The organism is Delftia sp. NA_296.1, from assembly GCF_052692095.1.
The window spans coordinates 184,012-207,743 of the sequence record NZ_JBQZGF010000003.1; the positions used below are offsets into that span (position 1 = coordinate 184,012).

A 23,732-nucleotide genomic window follows, 5' to 3' on the forward strand; every position below is an offset into this window, starting at 1 on the left:
ACATCAGCGGCACACAGCGTGCCGGCGGTGACCTCGTGGATTGCGATGAGTTGGATCAAATTGTCGCAGCAGTCCCTCAAACAACTCTTGATATGAGTCAAGGACATGACCGATGTGCTGCGGCACAGTCGAGGTATTAGAGGAAAAAACCCATGACCGCTGTCACCCCAGAGCTGCTGCGTCGCTTTGACGTACCGGGGCCCCGATACACCTCGTTCCCTACCGCCGACCGCTTTGTCGAGGCCTTTGGTGCAGAGGACTATATCCTGGCGCTGCAACAACGCAAATCGAGTACCGCAGCGCGTGCCATGCCTTTGTCGCTGTATGTGCACGTGCCCTTTTGCGAGTCGCTTTGCTACTACTGCGCCTGCAACAAGATCGTGACGCGCCACCACGATCGCGCCGCCGTCTACCTGGACTACCTGGCGCGCGAGATGGCCTTGCACACGGCCCATTGCGGCAAGGGCCAGACCGTCAGCCAGCTGCACCTGGGCGGCGGCACGCCCACCTTCTTCTCCGACGACGAGCTGCGCACGCTGATGGGCCTGTTGCGCGAGCATTTCAAGCTGGAGCCGGGTGGCGAGTACTCCATCGAGGTCGATCCGCGCACCGTCAGCGTCGAGCGCCTGGCCGTGCTCAAGGAGCTGGGCTTCAACCGCCTGAGCTTCGGCGTGCAGGACTTCGACGAGCAGGTGCAGATCGCCGTGCACCGCGTGCAGCCGGCAGAGCAGGTGTTCGAGCTGGTGGCGGCCGCGCGGCAGCTGGGCTTTGCCTCCATCAACGTGGACCTGATCTACGGCCTGCCCAAGCAGACGCCCGAATCCTTCGAGCGCACGCTGGCCCAGGTCAACGCGCTGCGGCCCGACCGCATCGCGCTCTATGCCTATGCCCACCTGCCCGAGCGCTTCAAGCCGCAGCGGCGCATTGCGGCCGAGGATCTGCCCCAGGGGGCCGACAAGCTGGCCATGCTGTCGCGTTCCATCGCCGCGTTCATGGACGGTGGCTATGTCTATGTGGGCATGGACCACTTCGCCCTGCCGGAGGACTCGCTGGCCGTGGCCAAGCGCCAGGGCCGGCTGCACCGCAACTTCCAGGGCTACAGCACCCAGCCCGACTGCGACCTGATTGCGCTGGGCGTGTCGGCCATCGGCAAGGTGGGCGCCAGCTACAGCCAGAACGCCAAGACGCTGGAGGAGTACTACGACGCCATCGACGCCAGCCACCTGCCCGTGGTGCGGGGCCTGGCGCTGTCGCGCGACGACCTGGTGCGCCGCGCCGTCATCATGGCCATCATGTGCCAGGGCGCCGTGCTGTTCGAGCCCATGGAGCAGGCCTGGCTGCTGGGCTTTCGCGAGTACTTCGCGCCCGAGATGGCGGCCCTGGAGGACCTGCAGGTCAAGGGCCTGGTGCAGATCAGCGACGAGGGATTCCAGGTCACGCCCATGGGCTGGTACTTCGTGCGCGGCGTGGCCATGCTGTTTGACCGATATCTGCAGGCGGACAAGAACCGGGCGCGGTTTTCGAGGATCATCTAGGCCCCATGCTGTTGTCGCTGCTCTGGACCGCTTTGATCATGGGGCTCGTCGGCGGGCCCCATTGCCTTGCCATGTGCGCTGCGCCCTGCGGCGTGGTCACGGGCGGGGCGGGGCAGGGCGGCGGCTCGCAGGTGGTGGCCGTGCATGGATTGCAAAGCCGGCTGTGGCTGCGCACGGCGCTGTTCCACGGCGGCCGTCTGGCCGGCTATGCCAGCCTGGGCGCTGCCTCGGCCCTGGCCATGGAGAGCCTGTCCTGGCTCACCAGCCAGACCACGGCGCTGCAGCCGTTCTGGACACTGACCCATGTCGCCGTGATGGCCTGGGGCCTGGCCATGATGGTGCAGGCCCGCCAGCCCGCCTGGCTGGAGTCTGCCGGCCGCGCTGCCTGGCGGCGCGTGCAGCCCTGGGTGTCGGCGCCGGGCGGCACGCTGGCGGCAGGCTATGCCTGGGCGCTCATGCCTTGCGGACTGCTGTATTCGGCCGTGCTGGTCGCCGCGCTCAGCGGCGGCCCGTTGCAGGGCGCGCTGGCCATGGCGGCCTTTGGCGTGGGCAGCGGGCTGTGGCTGGTGGCCGGCCCCTGGCTGTGGCGGCTGGGCCGGCAGCGCCTGAACGGCCTGCGCGCCGAATGGGGCACGCGCCTGGCCGGCCTGATGCTGGTGGGCGTGGCCGTATGGGCGCTGTGGATGGACCTGATCTACAAGCCCAGCCTCTGGTGCCGTTGAGCAACAGCTGAGGCCAGACTTGGCACCTGGGGTCGCGGATTGGCTGCGAGGCCCTCAGAACTGGAGATAATGCCCGAATCATCGGCTTACATATTGCCGATTCCTTCAGCCTCGGGGCCGTTGCCGCGCGTGAACCATTCCGTCCTCATCGATATCCGAGACCTCCGTCCGGGCATGTTTGTCCAGCTCGATGTTGGGTGGCTGAACCATCCCTTTCCGGTCAGCAGCTTCAAGATCACCTCCAGCGCACAGATCCAGACCCTGAAATCCCTGGGCCTGGAGGTGGTGCGCTGTGTCCCGCACAAAAGCGACACCTGGCCCGCCGAGGTGCGCACCCCGCCGCCGCAGGAGCTGCCGCCCGTCGTGGTGGCCCCCGAGCCTGCACCCACCGAACCTGCGCCAGCACCGCTGCTGCTGTCCGTGCCCGACTGGCGCGGCCGGCTGGAGGACTGCAATGCGCGCTTTCAGAAGGTGGAGCGCGGCTATGTGGCCATAGAGACCACCATCGCCAGCGCGCCCGAGCAGGCGCGCATGCCCACCGAGGCCCTGGTCGATGGCTGCCTGGCCGAACTGGCGGGCCCGCAGGACGTGGCCATTCACCTGCTGTCCGATGGCGTGGGCAGCAGCCAGAGCGTGCATGCCGTCAACGTGACCGTGCTCAGCCTGCTTCTGGGCCGGGCCCTGGGCCTGCAGGAATCGCTGCTGCGCGACCTGGGCTTGGCGGCGCTGCTGCATGACGCGGGCAAGCCCGTGGCCGGTGTCGAAGGCATGCACGGCCTGGCCCTGGAGCCTTCCGTGCCCGACGCCCTGCGCGAGCGCTACGAGCGCCATGTGGGCGAATCCGTGGCCATTGCCATGCGCATGGGCCTGTCGGCCCAGGTCACCACAGCCATCGCCCAGCACCATGAATGGGCCGACGGCACGGGGTTCCCGCTGAGCCTGGTGGCCGAAGACATGGAACTCACGGGCCAGATCCTGGCCCTGGTCAACAGCTACGACCGCCTGTGCAACCCCGGCGATGCACAGACGCCGCATACGCCGCACGAGGCCCTGTCCATGCTGTTCAGCCGGCTGCGCGACAAGTTCGCCGCGCCCGTGCTCAATGGCTTCATCCGCATGATGGGTGTGTTCCCCCCGGGCTCGGTGGTGGAACTGACCGACGGGCGCCATGCCATGGTCATGTCCGTGAATGCATCACGCCCGCTCAAGCCCTCGGTGATGGTGCACGATGCCGGCGTGCCGGCCGCGCAGGCGCCCGTGCTGGCGCTGGAGCTGTTTCCCGAGCTGGGCATACGCCGGGGAGTGGCGCCCGCGCAGCTGCCGCGCGATGCGCTGGACTACCTGTCGCCGCGCCGGCGTGTCTGCTATTACTTTGAACGGGCGGTGGAGTTGGATCCACCGAAGGTGGCGTCTTGAACAAGCAAGCGCTCAACCGCGCCTGGCCCCGCCTGCTGGATGCACTGCAGGAGGCCCTGTGGCTGATCGATGCGCGCACCCTGAAGGTGCTGCGCGCCAACGCCGCCAGCGAATCCGTCACCGGCTATGAGGCCGATGCGGCCCCGGGCCTGCCCGTGCAGGTGCTGGCCGCCACGCCGCAGCAGCAGGCTTTCTGGAGCGATCCCTTCAACTGGCAGGCCGGAGCCCAGTTCATTGCCGAGGTGCGCCGCGCCGATGGCCAGCTGGCGCCCGTGGAGATGCGCGTGCGCGCGCTCGACGGCGAGGTGCTGCTGGTCAGCATGCTGGACCGGCGCGAGCAGGCCTTGCACGAGGCCGAGTTCGAGAGCCTGTTGGGCGAGCTGCGCGCCACGCTGGAGTCCGCGGCCGACGCCATCCTGGTCTGCGATCCCGATGGCCGCATCCGCGCCTTCAATCACCGCTTTGCCACGCTCTGGGGCATTCCCGAGGCGCTGCTGGTGCGCCGCAACGACGTGGCCATCCTCGACCACCTGGCCAGCCAGGTGCGCGATGCCGAATCCTATGCGCGCCAGTTGAAGCTGCTGTCGGCCCAGCCCCTGATGGAGGCGGCCGACGTGCTGGACCTGCGCGACGGGCGCATCCTGGAGCGCCGCGCCGTGCCCCAGCTGCGCCGGGGCCTGCCCATGGGGCGGATCTTTTCCTTTCGCGACATCACGGCCGAGGCCCAGACCCAGGCGGGCCTGGAGCTGGCCGCGCGCGTCTTCGAGTCCAGCCTGGACGGCATCTTCATTGCCGACGGCTACATGGATGTGGCCCGCACCAACCCGGCCTGCGAGCGCCTGCTCGGCGGCATGCCCGTGCAGGGGCGCACGGTGGAGTCGCTGTTCGAGGCCTCCGAAGGCCAGGCCGACACCCTGGGCGACCTGGCCCGCATCCAGTGGCACCAGGGCGGCTTCTGGGAGGGCGACCTGTGGCTGCGCCAGGCCGGCGGCGCGCGCTGCGCCGTGCGCCTGTCCTGGGTGCCGCTGCGCAACGCGCAGGGCGACGTGGTGCAGAGCATCGGCTTCATGCGCGACCTCACGCAGCAGCGCGTGGCCCAGCAGCGCATTGAACAGCTGGCCTATAGCGACGCGCTCACCGGCCTGCCCAACCGCCTGAACCTCACGGAGCGCGTGGATGCAGCCATCGAGGCCGCGCGCGCAGGCGGCACGGTGTTCAGCATCCTGTTCATCGACCTGGACCGCTTCAAGATCATCAACGACTCGCTGGGCCACCAGTTCGGCGACCGCGTGCTCAAGCTGGTCGCGCAGCGCCTGAGCGACTGCATGCGGCCCGTGGACATCCTGTGCCGCCTGGGTGGCGACGAGTTCGTGCTCTATCTGCAGGGCTGCAACGCCGAGCTGGCCGCGTCGGTGGCCAAGCGCATCCTGCAGGAGATGGAGCGCCCCTTCCTGCTCGACGGCCTGGGCTTTTCCGTGCAGTGCAGCATCGGCGTGGCCCAGTACCCGGCCGATGGCCTCACGCTGGATGAGCTGATCCGCCAGGCCGACACCGCCATGTACCGCGTCAAGGAGCGGGGCCGGGGCCATTTCAGCTTCTACCAGCCGCAGATGAGCGCCGGCCTGCTGTCGCGCATGAAGCTGGAGCACGCCATGCGCCAGGCGCTGGAGCATGGCCGCATGGCGGTCTACTTCCAGCCCCAGGTGCACATAGACAGCGACCGCATCGTCGCCGCCGAGGCGCTGCTGCGCTGGACCGATCCCGAATTCGGCGTGGTCTCGCCGGGTGTCTTCATCCCGCTGGCCGAGGAGTCGGGCTACATCGTCACGCTGGGCGCCTGGGTCATGGAGCAGGCCGTGCAGGAGGCTGCACGCTGGCAGCAGCAGGGCATGCCCATCAAGGTCTCGGTCAACGTGTCGGCGCTGGAGTTCCGCCAGTCAGGCTTTGTCGAGCGGGTGACCGAGCTGCTGCGCAGCTACGGCCTGACACCCCAGCTGCTGGAGCTGGAGCTGACGGAAAGCATCTTGCTGCAGGACGCCCAGGACATGGCGCTGCGCGTATGCCAGATCGCCGATCTGGGCGTGGGCATGGTGATTGACGACTTCGGCACCGGCTACTCCAACCTGGCCTACCTGAAGAAGCTGCCCATCTCCAAGATCAAGATCGACCAGAGCTTCGTGCGCGGCCTGCCCAGCGACGAGGGCGACCAGGCCATCGTCGGCGCCATCATCAGCCTGGGTTTGGCGCTGGGCGTGGAGATCGTGGCCGAGGGCGTGGAAACGCACGAGCAGCTGACGGCCATACACCGCATGCAGGGCCACTACTTCCAGGGCTTTCTGTGTGCCCCGGGCCTGCCGCGCGAGCAGTTCGGCGAATGCCTGCAGGCGCAGCGCGCCGGCATTGGCGCCATCGCCTACCGGCAGAGAATGGCCCAGGCCGCGAGCGCTCAGCTGCCTGCGCTCAAGCCCTTCCAGAGCATGTAGGCCGCCAGGCCGAACAGCAGCGTGGCAAAGATGCGCTTGAGCTGGCCCACGGGCAGCCGGTGCGCGGCCCGTGCCCCCAGCGGTGCCGTCAGCACGCTGCAGCAGGCCAGGGCCAGCAGGGCCGGCAGCCACAGGTAGCCCAGCGAGTATTCGGGGCGCCCCGCGTCGCCCGCGCCGGTGAAGATCAGGCCCGCCGCATTCACCACGGCAATCGGAAACCCCAGTGCCGCGCTGGTGCCCACGGCCATGTGCATGGGCACCGAGCAGCGCATCATGAAGGGCACGCTGATGAAGGCCCCGCCCGCACCCACCAGCCCCGAGATGAAGCCCAGGCCCGTACCCGCGCCGTACAGCCCCAGCGGGCCGGGCAGGGCGCGCGTGGCCGTGGGCTGGCTGTTGCTGCGCAGCATGCGCAGCGCCATGTAGCCGATGAATACGCCAAAGAACAGTGCCAGGTACTTGCCGCGCAGCAGCGCGAAAACGCCCAGGCTGGCGAGCAGGCCGCCCGTGATGATGCCCGGCGCCAGGCTGCGCACGATGTCCCAGTGCACGGCGCCGCGCCCATGGTGGGCGCGCAGGCTGGAGATCGAGGTGAACACGATGGTGGCCATGGCCGTGGCGATCGCCATCTTCACGGACAGATCCGGGCCGACTCCGCGCTTGTCGAGAAAGTAGGTCAGAAACGGCACGAGCACCATGCCGCCGCCCACTCCCAGCAGGCCGGCCAGGAAGCCGGAGCACAGGCCCAGCAGGGCCAGTTCGAGAAACAGCAGGTCAGGCATGCGGCAGAAGATCGGTAGTGGAGGGGCGGGGAGGGCAACAAAAAACCCGGCGCACCGTGGAGGTGCGCCGGGTTGGAATCAGGTGTCTGCAAAGACCACCGGGCCGTCATCCTGAACCGGGGTTCAGGGGGGCAAGGGCAGCCAGACGTTGGGTTCATCTAACGCGAGACGATCACGCTCGAATGGCAATGTACCAAGCCCGGGCTCATAGAGCATTGGTCCAAGGAACTATAAAGCCCGGCGGGTTTGCAGACGCCTCCATTCTACGGCGATTGAGCAGGCCCGCAATCAAGTTCTTTGAACGGCATGGGCTTTCCATTGACATGGCCGATGCCATGAAAAACGGCCTCCGAAGAGGCCGTTGGATAGACGGGGAGTGCAGCGGCTCAGAGCAGCCGAGCATCGCTTTCCAGGGCCTGGTCCAGGCGCAGAACCAGCTGCTCGGCAAGGGCCTGCTGGCGCTGGCGCTCGGCCAGTTCCTCGGGGCTGGGCTCGGGCGGCAGGGACTGGGCGGCATGCTGCGAAGTGACCTCGTCATGCAGGGACTGCATTTCGGCCTGGGCCGTGGCCATGGCGCTTTCCTGCGCTTCGCGGTCCAGCACGTCGAAGGCCATGTTCAGCGCGGACAGCACGGCCACGCGCTCGCGCGAGCGGACCTTGCCGCTGTCGCGGATCCGGGTCATGGCCGTGTCCACACGGCGCACGGCCTCGAGCAGACGCTCTTCCTGGCCATCGGGGCAGGTCAGCACATAGCTTTGCTGCAGGATTTGCACTTCGATCTGCTTCATGGGCGTTCGGGCGTCGGCGGTTGCGAAGGGGGTCAAGCCCCTTGGTTGGAGGGCAGGCGCTCGATCAGGGCATCGACGCGGGCCCGGGCGGCGTTGAGCCGCGAGCGCAGTGAATCACGCTCCTGGGTCAGGGCCGCCACCTGTTCGGCGAGTAGCGCATTCGTGCGTTGCAGTTCCTCGTGGCGAACCAGCAGGCGCTCCACGCGCTCTGCAATGTGGTCGAGGGAAGTCTGGGAGGTCATAGACGCTGAGATTGTAGGACGTGCGAACGAAGTGAGCGCATTCCGTGGAAGTATCCGAGGAAACCTGATAGCAAGGGGGCTTAGAAGGCTTGACGTCAGCGCCGTGCTCAGGTATTCGAGCGCAGGCGGCAGACTGTCTCACAAAATCGTAGCGCCATGTGTAGGACGCGTCTGCTTCGGCGGGGTGTAATGCGTAAGCATTGGTTGCGGGCGCGGTGCGGGTCGGGTGCGGATACGGCGGGGGTGCGCACTACAATGCGCCGCGTTGGCGGAGCGGCCGGTTCCAGGCAGCGTCGCACGGAGCAAACAAATACACATGAATATTGACCTTGGCCGGGGCGGGGCACGCTGCCCGGCGCTGCTGATCACTTCCACGGCCTCGGGCCAGGGCAAGACCACGCTGACGGCTGCACTGGCGCGGCTGCATGCGCGCCAGGGGCGCCGCGTGCGCGTGTTCAAGTGCGGCCCTGACTTCCTGGACCCGCACTGGCACGAGCTGGCCAGCGGCGCGCCCGTGCACAGCGTCGATCTGTGGATGACGGGCGAGGCCGACATGCGTGAGCGCCTGCACGCTGCCGCCTGCGAGGCCGACCTCATCCTGGTGGAAGGCGTCATGGGCCTGTTCGACGGCACGCCCTGCGCGGCCGATGTGGCCGAGCGGCTGGGCCTGCCGGTGCTGGCCGTGATCGACGCCTCGGGCATGGCCGGCACCTTTGGCGCACTGGCCCATGGCCTGCAGCACTACCGGCCCGGCCTGCGCTGGGCCGGCCTGCTGGCCAACCGCGTGGGCAGCGCCCACCATGCCGACCTGCTGCTTGCCGGCCTGCGCGAGCCTTCGCTGTGGCTGGGCGCGCTGGCGCGGGTGCAGGGTGCAGGCGCCACCTCGCTGCTGCCCGAGCGGCACCTGGGCCTGGTTGCCGCGCATGAGCTGGACGATGCCCTGCAGCGCCTGGACGTGGCCGCCGATGCGCTGCTGGCCACGCCGCTGGGCCAGTTGCCCTGGCAGGCCGAAGCCGGGCAGGGCGCCAGCTGGCAGGACTGGTCCGTGGACTTTGAACCGTGCCCGGAACCTGCCGAAGCCGTGCAGCCCTGGCTGGCGGGCCGCACCGTGGCGGTGGCGCGTGATGCGGCCTTCAGCTTCATCTACCAGGCCAACCTCGACTGCCTGCGTTCCATGGGTGCGCGGATTGCCTTCTTCTCGCCCCTGGCCGCAGAGCGCCTGCCGCAGTGCGATGCGCTGTGGCTGCCCGGCGGCTATCCGGAACTGCACCTGGACGCGCTGGCCGCCCATGCCGCGCTGCGCGGTGACATTGCCGCCCACGTGGCTGCCGGCCGCCCGGTCTGGGCTGAGTGCGGCGGTATGCTCGCGCTGTGCGAACGACTGACCGACACTGCGGGCCGGACCACGGACCTCTGGGGCCTGTTGCCCGGCCATGCGCGCATGCAGCCGCGCCTGGCCGGCCTGGGCATGCAGCAACTGCCCACGCCCTGGGGCCTGTTGCGCGGCCACACCTTCCACTACAGCCGGCTGGACACGTCCATGGCCGAGGCCGGGCGCAGCAGCCGCCCCGGCCAGGCTCCCCAGCCCGACCGGGGCGAGGCGCTGTACCGCCAGGGCAGCGTGCACGCCAGCTATTTCCATGCCTGGTTTGCCTCGCAGCCGCGCGCCGTGGCGGCGCTGCTGGGCGCTGACATTCCCGCAGGCCAGGCGTCATGACCGACCAGATCTCCACCTATTCGCTTGCGCGCAGCCAACTCATTCTGGGCGGCCAGAAAAGCGGCAAGTCGCGCCGTGCGGAATTGCTGGCCCGCGCCTGGCTCGATGGCGCCCTGGACCGCGAGGCCGCGCTGATCGCCACCGGCCAGCCCTGGGACGAAGAAATGCGCGAGCGCATCGCCCGCCACCGGCGCGACCGCGCCGAGCGCGTGCCCGGCATGGCCACGCTTGAGGAGCCGCTGGACCTGGCCGCCATGCTTGCGCGGCACAGCACGCCGCAGCGCCTGCTGGTGGTGGACTGCCTGACGCTGTGGCTGACCAACTGGATGATGCCGGCCCAGCCTTCCGAGGAACTGGCGCGCGGATGGGAGGGCCAATGCACGGCCTTTCTGGCCGCCTTGCAAGCTGCGCCCGGCCCGGTGATCCTGGTCGGCAACGAGATCGGCCTGGGCGTGATCCCGCTGGGATCGCAGGTGAGGGCCTTTGTGGATGCGCTGGGTGTGCTCAACCAGCGTGCGGCGCAAAGCTGCGAAACCGTCACGCTGATGTGCGCCGGCCTGCCGTTGGCGCTCAAGGGCCCGCAGCCGTGAGGCCATGGCGTCTCGCCCTGTGGGGCCTGGCGTTGGCACTGGCGCTGTCTGCGGCGCAGTCTGCCATCCGGGTCACGGACGGGCGGGGCGTTCCGGTGGAGCTGCCACAGCCGCCGCAGCGCATCGTCAGCCTGCTGCCCTCGCTGACCGAGACCGTGTGCGAGCTGGGCGGCTGCCAGCGCCTGGTCGGCGTGGACCGCTATTCGAACTGGCCGGCCCATGTGAAGACTCTGCCCGTGGTGGGCGGCGGAATCGATCCCAACATCGAGGCCATCGTCGCGCTCAAGCCCGATCTGGTGCTGGTGTCCATGGCCTCGCGCTCGGTGGCGCGGCTGCAGGCATTGGGCCTCAAGGTCGTGGCGCTGGAGCCGCGCACCCATGCCGATGCGCAGGCCGTGCTGCGCACCGTGGGCCAGTTGCTGGACCTGCCGCCCGCGCAGGGCGCCGACCGTGTCTGGTCCGCCATCGAGGCGCGCATGCAGGAGGTGGAGCGCAGCATGGCCCCCGCGCTGCGCGGGCAGACCGTGTATTTCGAGGTCAACCGCGGCCCCTTTGCCGCAGGCGAGTCTTCGTTCATCGGCGAGACCCTGGCGCGCCTGGGCATGCGCAACATCGTGGGTGCGCAGCTGGGGCCGTTCCCGCGCATCAACCCTGAATTCGTGGTGCGCGCCGATCCGGACTTCATCCTGGGCGGCGACCGCAGCCTGGGCACATCGGGCGAGCCCTATCCGGGCTGGGGCCGCATGCGTGCCATGCAGGCCGGGCGCGTCTGCCGCTTTGTGCCGGCCGAGCTGGACGTGCTGGTGCGCGCCGGCCCGCGCATGGCCGAGGGCGCTGCGCTGATGGCGCGTTGCCTGAACGGGGCCGCACGGTGAGGCAGGCCCGCAGGCACCACAGCGGCCTGGCTGCGCCCTGGATGGCACTGGCCCTGCTGGTCGTGAGTGCCCTGCTCATGCTGCTGGGGGCGGGCGTGGGCAGCACGGGCTGGGAGAGCGTGTGGGCGGCGCGCAGCGATCCGCTGTCCTGGCAGATCGTCACCGAGATCCGGCTGCCGCGCACGGCGGGCGCGTGGCTGGCCGGCGGCCTGCTGGGGCTGGCCGGGGCCGTCGCCCAGGGCGTGTTCCGCAATCCGCTGGCTGATCCCTATCTGCTGGGCAGTGCCTCGGGCGCCTCGCTGGGCGTTGCATTGAGCATGGCGGCGCTGGGCGCCTCGCCCTTCGCACTGGCGGGCCTGGCGCGCCTGGGTGTCACGGGCGCGGCCTTTGCGGGCGCGGCCCTGGCCGTGCTGCTGACCCTGGTGCTGGCCCAGGGCGTGCACAACACCATGCGGCTGCTGCTGGCCGGCGTGGTGGTGGGGGTGGTGTTGGGCGCGGCCGCATCGCTGGTGCTGCTGATGAACCCGGACATCATGCAGGCCATGCAGGCCTTCATGCTGGGCAGCACCTCCTTCATCGGCTGGGGCGCCTGCGCGCTGATGCTGGCCGTGCTGCTGGCCACCGCCCTGGGCGCCTGGTGCCTGGGCCGCGTGCTCGACGGCCTGTCCCTGGGCGAGGCCACGGCCCACAGCCTGGGCCTGCCGCTGGCGCCGCTGCGCATGGTGCTTATCTTGCTGCTGGCCCTGGCCACGGGCACGGCCGTGGCGCAGACCGGGCTGATCGCCTTCGTCGGCCTGGCCGCGCCGCATCTGGTGCGCTCCATGGTGCGGTCCATGCACCGCTGGCTGCTGGTGCTCAGCGCGGGCATGGGCGCTGTGCTGCTGCTGGCCGCCGACCTGCTGGCGCGCTGGCTCATCGCCCCTCAAGAGCTGCCCGTGGGCGCGCTCACGGCCCTGCTGGGCGGCAGCTACCTGCTGTGGCTCATGCACCGCCGCCACGCCCTGCGCGGCGGGGAGGGCGCATGACGGCACTGGCCCCCGCCCTGCAAGCGCGCGCCCTGAAGGTTCGCCTGGGCGATCGACAAGTCCTGAGCGGCCTGAGCCTGGCCCTGCCCGCCAGCCGCTGGACCGCCATCGTCGGCCCCAATGGCGCCGGGAAATCCACGCTGCTGCGCGCCCTGGCAGGCATGGAGTCCGGCGCTGGCGTGCAAGGGGAGGTGGAGCTCCTGGGCCGCCCGCTGCGGCAATGGAGTGCGCGCGAACGGGCCTGCTCGCTCGCCTGGCTGGGCCAGAACCAGCCCGTGGCCGGCGACATGCGGGTCCGGGACGTGGTCATGCTGGGCCGCCTGCCGCACCAGGGCTGGTTGGCTGCGCCCAGCCAGGCAGATCATGCCGCCGTGGAGCAGGCCCTGCGCCAGACCCAGGGCTGGGATTGGCGCATGCGCAGCGTGGGCAGTCTCTCTGGCGGCGAGCGCCAGCGCGTGCTGCTGGCGCGCGCCCTGGCCGTGCAGGCCCGCGTGCTGCTGATGGACGAACCCCTGGCCAACCTCGACCCGCCGCACCAGGCCGACTGGCTCGAATGCGTGCAGGCCCTGGTCGCCCAGGGCCGCACCGTGGTCAGCGTGCTGCATGAGATATCGATGGCCTTGCAGGCCCAGGAACTGGTCATTCTCGACAAGGGGCAGGTGCTGCACCAGGGCGCCTGCGCCGACGCGGCCACGCATGCGGCGCTGGAGGCCGTGTTCGAGCACCGGCTGCGCATCCGCGCCATCGACGGGCAGTGGCTGGCCCTGCCACGGCTGCGGGGGCAAGCCGCGGCGCCTTGATTGCCTTTCCAAAAAATGTCTCACTACGAGCCGTATCTGAGCCGCTGGGCTCTGACCATCGATGGCCAGCCCCTGTCCACGCCGCGCGGTGTGTTGCTGCCCGTGCGCCAGGGCGGCACGCCCGCCATGCTCAAGATCGCCCTGGAGCCCGAGGAAGTGGCTGGAGCCCAGCTGATGGCCTGGTGGAATGGCGATGGTGCCGCGCCCGTGCTGGCCCAGGAAGGGCCGGCCTTGCTGATGCTGCGCGCCACAGGACCCGAATCGCTGGTGGAGATGGCCCGTGGCGCGCGCGATGAGCAGGCCACGCGCATCCTGTGCACCGCTGCCAAGCGCCTGCACCTGCCGCGCGCCAAGGCGTTGCCACCCCTGGTGCCGCTGACGCAGTGGTTCCATGCATTGCTTGCACAAGGCCATGGAACCGCCAGCCTGCTCGGCCTGTGCGCCACCACGGCGCGCGAGCTGCTGGCCGCACCGCGCGACGTGACCTTGCTGCATGGTGACCTTCACCACGGCAATGTGCTGGACTTCGGCCCCCTGGGCTGGCTGGCCATCGATCCCAAGGGCCTGCACGGCGAGCGCGGCTTTGACTACGCCAACATACTGAGCAATCCCGACCGCGCCAGCGCGCTGGCGCCGGGGCGCTTTGCGCGCCGCATGGCCACCATTGCCGAAGTCTCGGGCATAGAGCAAAGGCGCCTGTTGCAATGGGCGCTGGCCTGGTCGGGACTGTCTGCGGTCTGGAGCATGGAAGACGGCGACGATCCTGGCGCTGCGATGGCTGTGGCGCAAATGGCGGCTTCGGCCTTGGGCTAGTCGCGACCGGTTTTCCTCGACCGAGGTGCCTCCAGATACGCCCCGCTGGCAAACAATTGCTCCTCGGCCTGGTCGATGCGCTGCACCACGCCCTTGCCTGCGCGGCTGGCCAGCAGTTCCACCAGGGCCTCGGACAGCGCCACGGCCGAGGTGATGGAGGGGAAGAACGACGGGCTGTGCAGCGAAAACAGCAGCGTGGCGTCGGCCAGCAGCGCCAGGGGCGAGGCGGGGCTGTCGGTCAGCGCAACGATGCGGCAGCCCGCATCCCTGGCGGCCTGGGCCACGGCCAGCGCCTCGCGCGAGTAGGGCGCAAAGGCGACTACCAGCAATGCGTCACCGCGCTCCATGGCGCGGCACTGCATCTCCAGCGTGCCGCCCTGGCCGTCCAGCAGGTGCACGCTGGCGCGCAGCAGCCGGTACACATAGACGAAGGAAAAGGCCACGGGGTAGCTGGCGCGAAAGCCCGCCACATGCACGCTGCGGGCCTTTTCCAGCAGTGCGCAGGCCTGCTGTAGCGCATCGCCCAGGCGCCGCTCGGTGGCCTCCAGATTGCGGCGGTGCACCTCGAAGGTCTCGCCCACCAGGTCGTGGTCGCCTGCGCGGCCCACCAGGGCCTTGGCGCGCTGGCCGTAGGCCTCGTCGCTGCCCAGGCCCATGTCCTGCGCGAAGGCCTGCTTGAGCTGCGGCCAGCCGTCGAAACCCAGCCACTGCGCAAAGCGCACCAGCGTGGCGGGCGGGCTGCCGGCGCGCGTGCCCACGCTGCGCATGGAGGCCGTGACCACATCGTTGGGATGCTCCAGCACGAAGCGGGCCACCTGCTGCAGGGCAGGGCTCAGCTCGGCAAATCGCTGGCGGATGTCGTCTTGAACGGACATGGGTTTTCAGGAGAAAGGAGGGGAAAAGGGCGGTGTTGGCTGCGCCGACTGTAGCCCAGGCACGGGCCGGCTTGGAACGGCTGTTGTTGAAGTCTCTGTTGACGGAACAAATGTTCCGTCAAATAATGCGATGAAACATTTGTTCCTTGAAAGAACTGCCATGAGCCATGTGTTCCATCGTCACTTGCACCACACGCCCCCCGTCGCCGTCGCCGCCAGCGGCCTGGAAATCCGCGACGCGCAGGGGCGCAGCTATATCGATGCCTCGGGCGGCGCGGCCGTGTCCTCGCTGGGCCACGGGCATCCCGATGTGATCGCCGCCATGCATGACCAGATCGACCGGCTGGCCTATGCCCACACCAGCTTCTTCACCACTGCGGTGGCCGAGGAACTGGGCCAGGAACTGGTGCGCGGCGCGCCCGAAGGCACCAGCCACGCCTACCTGGTCAGCGGCGGCTCCGAGGCCGTGGAGGCCGCGCTCAAGATGGCACGGCAGTACTTCGTGGAGATCGGCCAGCCCGAGCGCACGCATTTCATCGCGCGCCGCCAGAGCTACCACGGCAACACGCTGGGTGCGCTGGCCGTAGGCGGCAATGCCTGGCGGCGCGCGCCGTTCGCGCCCCTCCTGGTGCCGGCCACCCATGTCTCGCCCTGCAACGCCTACCGCGACCAGCGCGACGATGAAATCCCTGAGCAATACGGCCAGCGCCTGGCCGACGAGCTGGATGCGGCCATCGGCGTCCACGGCCCGCGCAGCGTGATCGCCTTCGTGGCCGAGACCGTGGGCGGCGCCACGGCCGGCGTGCTCACGCCCGTGCCCGGCTACTTCAAGGCCGTGCGCGAGGTGTGCGACCGCCACGGCGTGCTGCTCATCCTGGACGAGGTGATGTGCGGCATGGGCCGCACGGGCACGCTGCATGCGTGCGAGCAGGAAGGCGTGGTGCCCGACCTGATCACCGTGGCCAAGGGCCTGGGCGGTGGCTACCAGCCCGTGGGCGCGGTGCTGGCGCAGGGGCGCATCGTCGATGCCATGTCGCGCGGCAGCGGCTTCTTCCAGCACGGCCATACCTACCTGGGCCACCCGGTGGCCTGCGCGGCGGCGCTGGCCGTGCAGCGCGTGATACGGCGCGACGGCCTGCTGGACAAGGTGCGTACCGATGGCGAAGCCTTCGGGCAGATGCTGGCGCAGGCCCTGGGCAGCCACCGCCGCGTGGGCGAGCACGTTGGCGACATTCGCGGGCGCGGCTTCTTCTGGGGCGTGGAAATGGTGGCCGACCGCGCCGACAAGACGCCCTTCGATGCAGGCCTGAAGCTGAACGTCCGCATCAAGGCCGAAGCCATGCAGCGCGGCCTGCTGTGCTACCCCGGCGGCGGCACGGCCGATGGCCGTGCGGGCGACCACGTGCTGCTGGCTCCGCCCTTCATCGCCACGCGGGAACAGCTGCAGACCATAGCCACGCGCCTGGCCGAGTCCATCGAGACCGCACTCGCCCAGGTTCTCTGATCCGTTCCTGCGCTCGCGCGCACTTCCACGCTTTCCCATGCTTTCCCCAACCCCGCCACAGGAGTGTCCCCATGACCCCATCCCGCCCGACCCTGAAGCGCACGGCCCTGGCCGTGGCGAGCGCCCTGATCGCCGCGCTGCTGCCGCTGGCCGTCAGCCATGCCCAGGACAGCGGCACGCTCGCCAAGATCCAGCAGGCCGGGGCCATCACGCTGGGCTACCGCGAGTCCTCCTTCGGCTTTTCCTACCTGGATGGCGACCTCAAGCCCGTGGGCTACAGCATGGACATCTGCCGGCGCATCGTGGACGAGGTCAAGGCCCAGCTCAAGCTGCCCGCACTGCAGGTCCGCTTGCAGGCCGTGACCTCGGCCAACCGCATCCCGCTGGTGGCCAACGGCACGGTGGACCTGGAGTGCGGCTCCACCACCAACCTGGTGGAGCGGCAAAAGCAGGTGGCCTTCTCGCCGGATATCTTCCGCTACAACGTGCGCATGCTGGTGCGCGCGGACTCGGGGCTGCGCTCCGTCGCCGACCTGCAGGGCAAGACCGTGGCGACGACGGCGGGCACCACGTCCTTCCGCCTGCTGCGCGAGGCAGACCGGGGCCGCAACCTCGACATCACCAACCTTTCGGGCAAGGACCATTCGGACTCCTTCATGCTGGTGGAGAGCGGCCGTGCCCAGGCCTTCGTGCTGGACGACATCCTGCTCGCCGGCCAGATCGCCAATGCCAAGAACCCGCAGGACTACCTGATCACCGGCGAAAGCCTGCGCACCGAAAACCAGGCCCTGATGCTGCGCAAGGACGATGCCGGCTTCAAGGCCATCGTGGACCGCGTGGTGACGGGCATGATGCAGTCCGGCGAGATGGAAAAGCTCTACAACCGCTGGTTCATGTCGCCCATCCCGCCCAGGAACATCAACATCAACTACCCGCTCAACGCCGAGACGCGCGAGGCCTTCGCCCATCCCTCGTCCAAGGGCATCTGAAGGGCGCAGGCCGGCCTGGTTGCCCTGCCGGCAGAATTTTTCTAACATACAGAAATCTGTACGAGAAAATCTCTGCGAGAAATCTGTACGAAATTCCTGCTCCGGGGGCCGCCATGAAGACCACGCTTGACCTCAACGACGCATTGCTGACCGAGGCGAAGACCTATGCGGCACAGCAGCACACCAGCCTGACGCGCCTGATAGAAGAGGGCCTGCAATTGCGTTTGCGCAAGGCCCAGGCGCCTGCCCGGCGCGTGCGCCTTCCCGTCTACCACGGCCAGGGCGGACTGGCACCGGGGCTGGACGCACTGAGCAACCGCGCGCTGCTGGATGCCGCCGATCAGCAGGAACAACCATGACGCCCGATGTCAACCTGCTGGTGGCGGCATCGCGCAGCGACCACCCCCATCATTCGGTGGCCCGCGACTGGCTGAAGCAGGCCATGGCCGATGCCAGCCAGGGCGTGCTGCTGAAATTGCAGCCCATGGTGGTGGCGAGCTTTCTGCGCCTGGTCACGCATCCGAAGATCTTCGTCAACCCGACTCCCATGGCCGAGGCTTTGCGCTTCATCGACGCATTGCTGGCATCGCCCGGTGTTGAGCAGGCCGTGCTGGGTGCCGAATGGCCGGCGTTGAGGCAACTGTGCGCCGACAAGGCGCTTGCCGCCAATGACGTGCCGGACGCTTGGCTGGCCGCCGCCGCCATCCACCAGGGCGAGCATGTGGTCAGCTTCGATGCCGATTTCAAGCGCCTGCTGCCGCGCTCCCAGTTCACCCGGCTGGCGCCCCAATAGTTTCTTTACTTTCCTTTCCAGACTCCCCCATCCATGACCCGCATCGCCCTCATCCACGCCCTCAGCCATTCCGTCGCTCCCATCAACGAAGCCTTTGCGCGCGACTGGCCCGAGGCGGTTCGCATGAACCTGCTGGACGACAGCCTCTCGGCCGACCTTGCGCGCAACGGGCGCGGGCTGGACGCCGCCATGCACGAGCGTTTCCAGCGCCTGGCGCAGTACGCCGTGGACACGGGCGCGCAGGGGATCTTGTTCACCTGCTCGGCCTTTGGCCCCTGCATCGAGGCCGTGGCCGCGCGCCATGCGCCGCTGCCCGTGCTCAAGCCCAACGAGGCCATGATCGAGGAGGCCGTGCAGGGCCAGCAGGGGGCCTTGGGTTTGATCTCCAGCTTCGCGCCCACGCTGCAGTCCATGCCGCCGGAGTTTCCGGCCGGCATCGAACTCGTGCCCGCCCTGGCCGATGGCGCCATGGACGCGCTCAACCGGGGCGACACCGCCACGCATGACCGCCTGGTGGTCGAGCAGGCCAAGGTCCTGGCTGCGCGTGGCTGCACGCGCATTGCACTGGCCCAGTTCAGCATGGCGCGTGCCCGCGCCGCCTGCGAGGCCGCCACGGGCCTGCCCGTGCTCACCACGGTGGACAGCGCCGTGCGTGCCCTGCAGCGCCGGTTGGGCGTCCGCCTCGGTTAAAGTGGCGCTCCGCTGCGGCGCATGCCCGCCGCAGCGTGTGCAACTTTTGAGGATGACAGACCCATGCAGATCGAACAGGCCCCGACGGAAAAGCCCTATGAAAAGCCCGAAGGCGAACGCCGTGGCCTGGTGCTGGTGAACACCGGCGACGGCAAGGGCAAGAGCACGGCGGCCTTCGGTCTGGCCCTGCGCGCGCATGGCCGGGGCAAGTCCGTCAAGATCTTCCAGTTCATGAAGGTGCCCACGGCGCGCTTTGGCGAGCACCGCATGTTCGAGCAGCTGGGCATGCCCATCGAGGGACTGGGCGACGGCTTCAGCTGGAAGAGCCAGGACCATGAGCGGTCGGCCCAGATCGCGCGCGAGGGCTGGGAGCGTGCGCGCACCGCCATCCTCTCGGGTGATCACTTCCTGGTCGTGCTCGACGAAATCACCTATCCGCTGATCTATGGCTGGCTGCCGCTGGAGCCTGTGCTGCAGGCCCTGGCCGACCGACCGCGCCACGTGCACGTCATGCTCACGGGCCGGCGCTGCCCCGAGGAAATCATCGCCGTGGCCGATACCGTCACGCGCATGGAACTGGTCAAGCACGCCTTCCAGGCCGGCATTCCCGCCCAACGCGGCATTGAGGATTGATGCCGCCCGCAGGCCTGCAGCCTGCGGGGGACAATGGCGGCATGAGCAGCGAACAGCATCCGCCGGAATCTCCGGCATCCTCGCCTTCGGCACCAGAGACCATTGCCGCCCATCCCTTTGCCGAGGCCGATCGGGCAGCCGTCTACCGCGCCATCCATGAGCGGCGCGACATGCGCCACTTCTGCGGCGGCGAGGTCGCGCCCGACGTTCTGCTGCGCCTGCTGCGCGCGGCCCACCATGCGCCCAGCGTCGGCTTCATGCAGCCGTGGCGCTTCATCCGCGTGCGCGATGCGCAATTGCGCCAGGAGATCCATGCCGTGATCGAGCAGGAACGCCTGCAGACCGCGCGTGCGCTGGGCGAGCGCGAGGAAGACTTCATGCAGCTCAAGGTCCAGGGCGTGCTGGACGCGGCCGAGGTGCTGGTGGTCGCCATGCCGCCGGGGCGCGAGGCCCATGTCTTCGGCCGTCGCACCCTGCCCGAGATGGACGTGGCCTCGGCCGCCTGCGCCATCCAGAACCTGTGGCTGGCCGCGCGCGCCGAAGGCCTGGGCCTGGGCTGGGTCTCGCTGTTCGATCCCGAAGTGCTGGCCGCGCTGCTGCAAATGCCCGTGGGCAGCCGGCCGCTGGCCGTGCTGTGCCTGGGCCCCGTGTCCGCCTATTACGCCGAACCCATGCTGCAGCAGCAGAAATGGGCCAGCCGTGCGCCGCTGCAGGACATGCTCTACGACGACTTCTGGGGCCAGCGCGCCGCCGGTCCGCAGCCGCAGGCATGAGCGACAGCCCTTCCTGGCAACTGCTGGGCGCCGCGCTCAGCCCGCTGTGGTGGTGCTGGCAGGCGCTGTCGCAGCCGCAGGCCCAGGTCCAAGCCGAACCCTGGGCGCGCCACGCCCTGGCCGCCGCGCTGGCCGTGCCCGTGGCCCTGCTGATCGACCGGCTCTGGGGCGAGCCCCCCGTGTGGATGCACCCCGTGGTCGCCATGGGCCGGCTGCTGGGCGCGGCCGGGCGGATGGTTGCCCCGCGCCAGGAGCATGCGCGCGACTGGCCGCGCTTTGCCCTGGGGGCCATCGCCTGGTGCCTGCTGGCGCTGCTGTTCTTCTCCATTTATGCGTGCATCCAGTGGCTGCTGCCGCCCATGCCCTGGTGGCTGGGGGCGCTGGTGCTGGGTGTGCTGCTCAAGCCCTTGCTGTCCTGGCGCATGCTGCGCGACGAGGTGCTGGCCGTGGAAGCCGCGCTGCAGCAGTCGCTGCCCGCAGGCCGCGAGCGGCTGACCTGGCTGGTCAGTCGCGACACGGCACGGCTGGACGCAGGCCAGGTGCGCGAAAGCGCCATCGAAACCCTGGCCGAGAACCTCAGCGACTCCGTGCTGGCGCCGCTGTTCTGGTTCGCCGTGGCCGGCCTGCCGGGCGCGGCCCTCTATCGCCTGGCCAACACGGCCGATGCCATGTGGGGCTACCCGGGCTGGCGGGGGCAGGGCGATGACATGCGCCACTGGCAATGGGCCGGCAAATGGGCGGCGCGTGCCGATGACCTGCTCAACTGGATACCGGCGCGCCTGACCGCGCTGCTGCTGGTGCTGTCCGGCCTGGCTGCTGGCCGGGGCAGGGGATGGCGCGGCCTGCGCCAGGATGCGCGCGCCACCCCTTCGCCCAACGGCGGCTGGCCCATGGGCGCCATGGCAAGGCTGCTGGGCGTGCGCCTGGGCAAGCCCGGCGTCTATGTGCTCAATCCCGAAGGCCGCGTGCCGCAGGCGGCCGAGCTGCAGCAGGCCGTGGCGCATGCGGGCTGCGTGGTCGCCATGCTGGTGGCTGCAGGGGCGGCCCTCGCGCTGGTCCTTGGATGGGTGATGACGGGGCAGACACGATGAAACCAATGACAGTCACCCACGGTGGCACGGATGCGCTGGGCGTGCCCGCGCACGATTTCTCCACCAATCGCAATGCCTGCGGACCCTGCCCGCAAGCGCTGGATGCGCTGTCCCAGGCACACGCGGCCCAGTACCCGGACCCGCACTACACGGCGTTGCGCGTACGGCTGGCGGATTTTCATGGTGTGCCGGCCGAGCGCATCGTCATCGCGGCCAGCGCCAGCGACTTCATCCACCGCATCACCATGCATGCGGCGCGCGAGGGCGCTGCCGTCGCCAGCCTGCCGGCCCACCATTACGGTGACTACGTCCACGCGGCCCAGGTCTGGCGCCTGCCGCTGGCCGCGCGCGACGGCATCGCCGAGGCCGGTCCCGGCCTGCACTGGGCCTGCGCACCATCGAGCCCGCTGGGCCAGCCCGAGGATGTCTGGCCCCTGTGGAGCGAGCACGCACCGCCCGGCACCTGGCGCGTGATCGACTGCGCCTATGCGCCCCTCAGACTGGAGCTGGGCATGGAACCCGCCGTACCCTCCCAGGTGCGCGATGCCTGGCAGATGTGGACCCCCAACAAGGCCCTGGGCATGACCGGCGTGCGCGCGGCCTACGCCATTGCGCCCGAAGGTGTGTCGCATGACGAGATCGAGGCCTTGCGTGCCCTGTCCCCATCCTGGCCCGTGGGCGCCCATGGCGAGGCCATGCTCACCGCCTGGACCGCACCGGCCACCCGGCAATGGCTGGCGCAAAGCCTGCAACGGCTGCGCGATTGGAAGGCGCAGCAGCTCGATCTGGTGCAGTGCCTGGGCTGGCAGGTACTGCCCGGCTCGCAGGCCAATTACTTTGTGGCGCGCTGGCCGCAAGCCCAGCAGGGCGACGCCATGCAGACGCGTCTGGCCCAACTGCGCGCGCAGGGCATCAAGCTGCGCGACTGCGACAGCTTCGGCCTGCCCGGCTGCGTGCGCATGGGCGTGCTGGCGCCTGCATCCCAGAACGCATTGCTGGCCGCCTGGCAGCCAATGGAGAAACACCATGCAATCGAATGAACCCGCTGCCGTGAATCTGCCCCTGCCCACCCCCGGCCAGCGCCCTGCGCTGTGCGTGATGGTGCTGGGCACCAGCAGCGGCGCCGGCAAGAGCTGGGTGGCCACCGCGCTGTGCGCCTGGTACCGCGCCCAGGGCTACAAGGTGGCGCCCTTCAAGGCGCAGAACATGAGCAACAACGCGCGTGTGGTCAGCGCACCGGGCGGTGCCTGGGGCGAGATCGGCACGGCACAGTACCTGCAGGCCCTGGCCGCAGGCTGCGCGCCCGATGTGCGCATGAACCCGCTGCTGCTCAAGCCCGAGGCCGACATGCGCAGCCAGGTCGTGCTGCTGGGCCGGGTCAGCGAGGAGCTATCGGCCTTGCCCTGGCGCGGCCGCAGCGCCCGCGTGTGGCCGCAGATCGCCGAGGCGCTGGACAGCCTGCGCGCCGACAACGATGTCGTCGTCATCGAAGGCGCCGGCTCCCCCGCAGAAATCAACCTGCATGCCAGCGACGTCGTCAACATGCGCGTGGCGCGCCACTGCGGCGCGCACTGCCTGCTGGTATCCGACATAGACCGTGGCGGCGCCTTTGCCCACCTCTACGGCACCTGGGCGCTGCTGCCGCCGGAAGAACAGGCGCTGATCCGCGGCTTTGTGCTCAACAAGTTCCGGGGCGACGCCAGCCTGTTGGCACCCGCCCCGCAGATGCTGCAGGAGCGCACCGGCGTGCCCACCGTGGCCACCATCCCCATGCAGTTCCAGCATGGCCTGCCGGAGGAGGATGGCGTCTTTGACGACCGTGGCTCTGGAGGAGGGGTGGGGCGCTCCGTGCACACCACCATCGCCATCATTGCCTACCCGCGCATCAGCAACCTCGACGAATTCCAGCCCCTGCTGCAGGTGCCGGGCCTGCGCGTGGCCTGGGCGCGCACGCCGGCCCAGCTGGCAGGCGCCGACTGGATCATCCTGCCGGGCTCCAAGGCCACGGCCGCCGATCTGGCCTGGATGCGGTCCCAGGGCCTGGATGCTGCCGTCGCCGCCCACGCTGCGGCCGGCCGGCAGGTGCTGGGCATCTGCGGCGGCCTGCAAATGCTGGGCGAGGCGCTGATCGACCTGCACGGCGTGGACGGCAACGCGGCCGGCCTGGGCCTGCTGCCGCTGACGACCCTGTTCGCGCCCGGCAAGACCGTGCTGCCCGCCAGCGTGCAACTGCCGCCGCTGCCGGGTGCGCTGGCGCCGCTGTCCGGCGTGCAGGCCCGGGTCTATGAAATCCACCACGGCCAGACCAGCGTGCGCCCCGACATGGTGGCTGCCGGCAGCGCCGTGGCCGAGCCTGTGCCGGGCCTGCTGTGGCACAGCCCTGACGGCCGCATCGCCGGCTGCTACTGGCACGGCCTGTTCGAGAACGCGGACGTGCTGCACGCCCTGTGGGGCGCCGAGGTCCCCACGCTGGACAGCGTCTTCGCGCGCATGGCCGAAGGCGTTCAGCGCTGGTTTGCCACACAGGCTTGACCCAGGTCGGGTACCGCTCACGCGGCGCGCGGCAATATGTAGGCCATGGACTGCATGCGCAGCC

At 69.4% G+C, this 23,732-nt stretch carries 24 protein-coding genes; 20 read left to right on the top strand and 4 right to left on the bottom strand.

Features of this window, described 5'->3' with window-relative positions; genetic code table 11:
- Nucleotides 1-152: 152 nt before the first annotated feature.
- From hemN to ACUTR7_RS08695, 4 genes are all read left to right on the top strand, one after another.
- Nucleotides 153-1,535, top strand: a complete 1,383-nt coding sequence (gene hemN / locus ACUTR7_RS08680) for an oxygen-independent coproporphyrinogen III oxidase (RefSeq protein ID WP_445608605.1) — start codon at nucleotides 153-155, stop codon at nucleotides 1,533-1,535.
- Between the two features lie 5 nt (nucleotides 1,536-1,540).
- Entirely contained in the window at nucleotides 1,541-2,257 is a 717-nt protein-coding gene (locus tag ACUTR7_RS08685; protein ID WP_012204632.1) for a sulfite exporter TauE/SafE family protein, read from the top strand.
- Nucleotides 2,258-2,326: 69 nt separating this feature from the next.
- Entirely contained in the window at nucleotides 2,327-3,673 is a 1,347-nt protein-coding gene (locus ACUTR7_RS08690) for an HD-GYP domain-containing protein (protein ID WP_071954957.1), read from the top strand.
- Nucleotides 3,670-6,156: a bifunctional diguanylate cyclase/phosphodiesterase gene (locus tag ACUTR7_RS08695; RefSeq protein ID WP_013803222.1), complete on the top strand. Its 2,487-nt coding sequence runs from the start codon at nucleotides 3,670-3,672 to the stop codon at nucleotides 6,154-6,156. Before ACUTR7_RS08690 ends, ACUTR7_RS08695 begins: the two co-directional genes overlap by 4 nt.
- Here ACUTR7_RS08695 and ACUTR7_RS08700 read toward each other — a convergent pair.
- From ACUTR7_RS08700 to ACUTR7_RS08710, 3 genes are all read right to left on the bottom strand, one after another.
- On the bottom strand, nucleotides 6,120-6,938 hold the full coding sequence (locus ACUTR7_RS08700; RefSeq protein WP_445608606.1) for a sulfite exporter TauE/SafE family protein: 819 nt from the start codon (nucleotides 6,936-6,938) through the stop codon (nucleotides 6,120-6,122). The two genes, ACUTR7_RS08695 and ACUTR7_RS08700, sit on opposite strands and share 37 nt — an antisense overlap.
- A 386-nt stretch (nucleotides 6,939-7,324) precedes the next feature.
- Nucleotides 7,325-7,726 carry a cell division protein ZapA gene (locus ACUTR7_RS08705; protein WP_012204636.1) on the bottom strand — a complete coding sequence of 134 codons (402 nt, stop codon included), beginning with the start codon at nucleotides 7,724-7,726 and terminating at the stop codon, nucleotides 7,325-7,327.
- Nucleotides 7,727-7,758: 32 nt separating this feature from the next.
- Entirely contained in the window at nucleotides 7,759-7,968 is a 210-nt protein-coding gene (locus ACUTR7_RS08710; protein ID WP_012204637.1) for a hypothetical protein, read from the bottom strand.
- Nucleotides 7,969-8,284: 316 nt separating this feature from the next.
- Between ACUTR7_RS08710 and ACUTR7_RS08715 the strand changes: the two genes are divergently transcribed.
- Genes ACUTR7_RS08715 through ACUTR7_RS08740 form a run of 6 tightly spaced genes read left to right on the top strand, consistent with a single transcriptional unit; the run spans nucleotide 8,285 to nucleotide 13,788 of the window.
- Entirely contained in the window at nucleotides 8,285-9,685 is a 1,401-nt protein-coding gene (locus ACUTR7_RS08715; RefSeq protein ID WP_445608607.1) for a cobyrinate a,c-diamide synthase, read from the top strand.
- Nucleotides 9,682-10,275, top strand: a complete 594-nt coding sequence (locus ACUTR7_RS08720; protein WP_428143015.1) for a bifunctional adenosylcobinamide kinase/adenosylcobinamide-phosphate guanylyltransferase — start codon at nucleotides 9,682-9,684, stop codon at nucleotides 10,273-10,275. The genes ACUTR7_RS08715 and ACUTR7_RS08720 overlap by 4 nt, the downstream gene beginning before the upstream one ends.
- On the top strand, nucleotides 10,272-11,150 hold the full coding sequence (locus tag ACUTR7_RS08725) for an ABC transporter substrate-binding protein (protein ID WP_445608608.1): 879 nt from the start codon (nucleotides 10,272-10,274) through the stop codon (nucleotides 11,148-11,150). Before ACUTR7_RS08720 ends, ACUTR7_RS08725 begins: the two co-directional genes overlap by 4 nt.
- Before the next feature lie 41 nt (nucleotides 11,151-11,191).
- Nucleotides 11,192-12,175 (top strand): FecCD family ABC transporter permease, encoded by a 984-nt coding sequence (locus tag ACUTR7_RS08730; RefSeq protein ID WP_445608609.1) that lies wholly within the window; start codon nucleotides 11,192-11,194, stop codon nucleotides 12,173-12,175.
- Entirely contained in the window at nucleotides 12,172-12,975 is an 804-nt protein-coding gene (locus ACUTR7_RS08735; RefSeq protein ID WP_445608610.1) for an ABC transporter ATP-binding protein, read from the top strand. Before ACUTR7_RS08730 ends, ACUTR7_RS08735 begins: the two co-directional genes overlap by 4 nt.
- 15 nt (nucleotides 12,976-12,990) lie before the next feature.
- Nucleotides 12,991-13,788, top strand: coding sequence for an aminoglycoside phosphotransferase family protein (locus ACUTR7_RS08740; protein ID WP_445608611.1), 798 nt, complete (start codon nucleotides 12,991-12,993; stop codon nucleotides 13,786-13,788).
- Here the strand turns inward: ACUTR7_RS08740 and ACUTR7_RS08745 are convergent.
- Nucleotides 13,785-14,663, bottom strand: a complete 879-nt coding sequence (locus ACUTR7_RS08745; protein ID WP_013803214.1) for a MurR/RpiR family transcriptional regulator — start codon at nucleotides 14,661-14,663, stop codon at nucleotides 13,785-13,787. The genes ACUTR7_RS08740 and ACUTR7_RS08745 overlap by 4 nt on opposite strands.
- 160 nt (nucleotides 14,664-14,823) lie before the next feature.
- On the opposite strand from ACUTR7_RS08745, the gene ACUTR7_RS08750 reads away from it, so the two are divergent.
- From ACUTR7_RS08750 to ACUTR7_RS08795, 10 genes are all read left to right on the top strand, one after another.
- Nucleotides 14,824-16,167: an aspartate aminotransferase family protein gene (locus ACUTR7_RS08750; RefSeq protein WP_445608612.1), complete on the top strand. Its 1,344-nt coding sequence runs from the start codon at nucleotides 14,824-14,826 to the stop codon at nucleotides 16,165-16,167.
- A gap of 71 nt (nucleotides 16,168-16,238) precedes the next feature.
- Nucleotides 16,239-17,156 carry an amino acid ABC transporter substrate-binding protein gene (locus tag ACUTR7_RS08755; RefSeq protein ID WP_445608613.1) on the top strand — a complete coding sequence of 306 codons (918 nt, stop codon included), beginning with the start codon at nucleotides 16,239-16,241 and terminating at the stop codon, nucleotides 17,154-17,156.
- Between the two features lie 113 nt (nucleotides 17,157-17,269).
- The gene (locus ACUTR7_RS08760) at nucleotides 17,270-17,515 is read left to right on the top strand and encodes a DUF6364 family protein (RefSeq protein ID WP_445608614.1); all 246 of its coding nucleotides are present in this window, start codon (nucleotides 17,270-17,272) and stop codon (nucleotides 17,513-17,515) included.
- A complete protein-coding gene (locus tag ACUTR7_RS08765) occupies nucleotides 17,512-17,949 on the top strand; it encodes a TA system VapC family ribonuclease toxin (protein ID WP_445608615.1) in 438 nt (145 codons plus the stop codon). Before ACUTR7_RS08760 ends, ACUTR7_RS08765 begins: the two co-directional genes overlap by 4 nt.
- Nucleotides 17,950-17,982: 33 nt before the next feature.
- On the top strand, nucleotides 17,983-18,639 hold the full coding sequence (locus ACUTR7_RS08770; protein ID WP_445608616.1) for an aspartate/glutamate racemase family protein: 657 nt from the start codon (nucleotides 17,983-17,985) through the stop codon (nucleotides 18,637-18,639).
- Between the two features lie 63 nt (nucleotides 18,640-18,702).
- Nucleotides 18,703-19,272 (top strand): cob(I)yrinic acid a,c-diamide adenosyltransferase, encoded by a 570-nt coding sequence (cobO, locus tag ACUTR7_RS08775; RefSeq protein WP_013803210.1) that lies wholly within the window; start codon nucleotides 18,703-18,705, stop codon nucleotides 19,270-19,272.
- Nucleotides 19,273-19,313: 41 nt separating this feature from the next.
- Entirely contained in the window at nucleotides 19,314-20,045 is a 732-nt protein-coding gene (gene bluB / locus ACUTR7_RS08780; RefSeq protein WP_445608617.1) for a 5,6-dimethylbenzimidazole synthase, read from the top strand.
- Nucleotides 20,042-21,136 carry an adenosylcobinamide-phosphate synthase CbiB gene (gene cbiB, locus ACUTR7_RS08785; protein ID WP_445608618.1) on the top strand — a complete coding sequence of 365 codons (1,095 nt, stop codon included), beginning with the start codon at nucleotides 20,042-20,044 and terminating at the stop codon, nucleotides 21,134-21,136. The genes bluB and cbiB overlap by 4 nt, the downstream gene beginning before the upstream one ends.
- The gene (locus ACUTR7_RS08790; RefSeq protein ID WP_445608619.1) at nucleotides 21,133-22,176 is read left to right on the top strand and encodes an aminotransferase class I/II-fold pyridoxal phosphate-dependent enzyme; all 1,044 of its coding nucleotides are present in this window, start codon (nucleotides 21,133-21,135) and stop codon (nucleotides 22,174-22,176) included. The genes cbiB and ACUTR7_RS08790 overlap by 4 nt, the downstream gene beginning before the upstream one ends.
- Nucleotides 22,163-23,668, top strand: a complete 1,506-nt coding sequence (locus tag ACUTR7_RS08795) for a cobyric acid synthase (protein WP_445608620.1) — start codon at nucleotides 22,163-22,165, stop codon at nucleotides 23,666-23,668. The genes ACUTR7_RS08790 and ACUTR7_RS08795 overlap by 14 nt, the downstream gene beginning before the upstream one ends.
- Nucleotides 23,669-23,732 lie beyond the last annotated feature (64 nt).

What these genes read in the sequence shown, in the direction of transcription:
- hemN (WP_445608605.1), top strand. Translation starts at nt 153, where the DNA reads ATGACCGCTGTCACCCCAGAGCTGCTGCGTCGCTTTGACGTACCGGGG.
- ACUTR7_RS08685 (WP_012204632.1), top strand. Translation starts at nt 1,541, where the DNA reads ATGCTGTTGTCGCTGCTCTGGACCGCTTTGATCATGGGGCTCGTCGGC.
- ACUTR7_RS08690 (WP_071954957.1), top strand. Translation starts at nt 2,327, where the DNA reads ATGCCCGAATCATCGGCTTACATATTGCCGATTCCTTCAGCCTCGGGG.
- ACUTR7_RS08700 (WP_445608606.1), bottom strand. Translation starts at nt 6,938, where the DNA reads ATGCCTGACCTGCTGTTTCTCGAACTGGCCCTGCTGGGCCTGTGCTCC.
- ACUTR7_RS08705 (WP_012204636.1), bottom strand. Translation starts at nt 7,726, where the DNA reads ATGAAGCAGATCGAAGTGCAAATCCTGCAGCAAAGCTATGTGCTGACC.
- ACUTR7_RS08710 (WP_012204637.1), bottom strand. Translation starts at nt 7,968, where the DNA reads ATGACCTCCCAGACTTCCCTCGACCACATTGCAGAGCGCGTGGAGCGC.
- ACUTR7_RS08715 (WP_445608607.1), top strand. Translation starts at nt 8,285, where the DNA reads ATGAATATTGACCTTGGCCGGGGCGGGGCACGCTGCCCGGCGCTGCTG.
- ACUTR7_RS08720 (WP_428143015.1), top strand. Translation starts at nt 9,682, where the DNA reads ATGACCGACCAGATCTCCACCTATTCGCTTGCGCGCAGCCAACTCATT.
- ACUTR7_RS08730 (WP_445608609.1), top strand. Translation starts at nt 11,192, where the DNA reads ATGGCACTGGCCCTGCTGGTCGTGAGTGCCCTGCTCATGCTGCTGGGG.
- ACUTR7_RS08735 (WP_445608610.1), top strand. Translation starts at nt 12,172, where the DNA reads ATGACGGCACTGGCCCCCGCCCTGCAAGCGCGCGCCCTGAAGGTTCGC.
- ACUTR7_RS08740 (WP_445608611.1), top strand. Translation starts at nt 12,991, where the DNA reads ATGTCTCACTACGAGCCGTATCTGAGCCGCTGGGCTCTGACCATCGAT.
- ACUTR7_RS08745 (WP_013803214.1), bottom strand. Translation starts at nt 14,663, where the DNA reads ATGTCCGTTCAAGACGACATCCGCCAGCGATTTGCCGAGCTGAGCCCT.
- ACUTR7_RS08750 (WP_445608612.1), top strand. Translation starts at nt 14,824, where the DNA reads ATGAGCCATGTGTTCCATCGTCACTTGCACCACACGCCCCCCGTCGCC.
- ACUTR7_RS08755 (WP_445608613.1), top strand. Translation starts at nt 16,239, where the DNA reads ATGACCCCATCCCGCCCGACCCTGAAGCGCACGGCCCTGGCCGTGGCG.
- ACUTR7_RS08760 (WP_445608614.1), top strand. Translation starts at nt 17,270, where the DNA reads ATGAAGACCACGCTTGACCTCAACGACGCATTGCTGACCGAGGCGAAG.
- ACUTR7_RS08765 (WP_445608615.1), top strand. Translation starts at nt 17,512, where the DNA reads ATGACGCCCGATGTCAACCTGCTGGTGGCGGCATCGCGCAGCGACCAC.
- ACUTR7_RS08770 (WP_445608616.1), top strand. Translation starts at nt 17,983, where the DNA reads ATGACCCGCATCGCCCTCATCCACGCCCTCAGCCATTCCGTCGCTCCC.
- cobO (WP_013803210.1), top strand. Translation starts at nt 18,703, where the DNA reads ATGCAGATCGAACAGGCCCCGACGGAAAAGCCCTATGAAAAGCCCGAA.
- bluB (WP_445608617.1), top strand. Translation starts at nt 19,314, where the DNA reads ATGAGCAGCGAACAGCATCCGCCGGAATCTCCGGCATCCTCGCCTTCG.
- cbiB (WP_445608618.1), top strand. Translation starts at nt 20,042, where the DNA reads ATGAGCGACAGCCCTTCCTGGCAACTGCTGGGCGCCGCGCTCAGCCCG.
- ACUTR7_RS08790 (WP_445608619.1), top strand. Translation starts at nt 21,133, where the DNA reads ATGAAACCAATGACAGTCACCCACGGTGGCACGGATGCGCTGGGCGTG.
- ACUTR7_RS08795 (WP_445608620.1), top strand. Translation starts at nt 22,163, where the DNA reads ATGCAATCGAATGAACCCGCTGCCGTGAATCTGCCCCTGCCCACCCCC.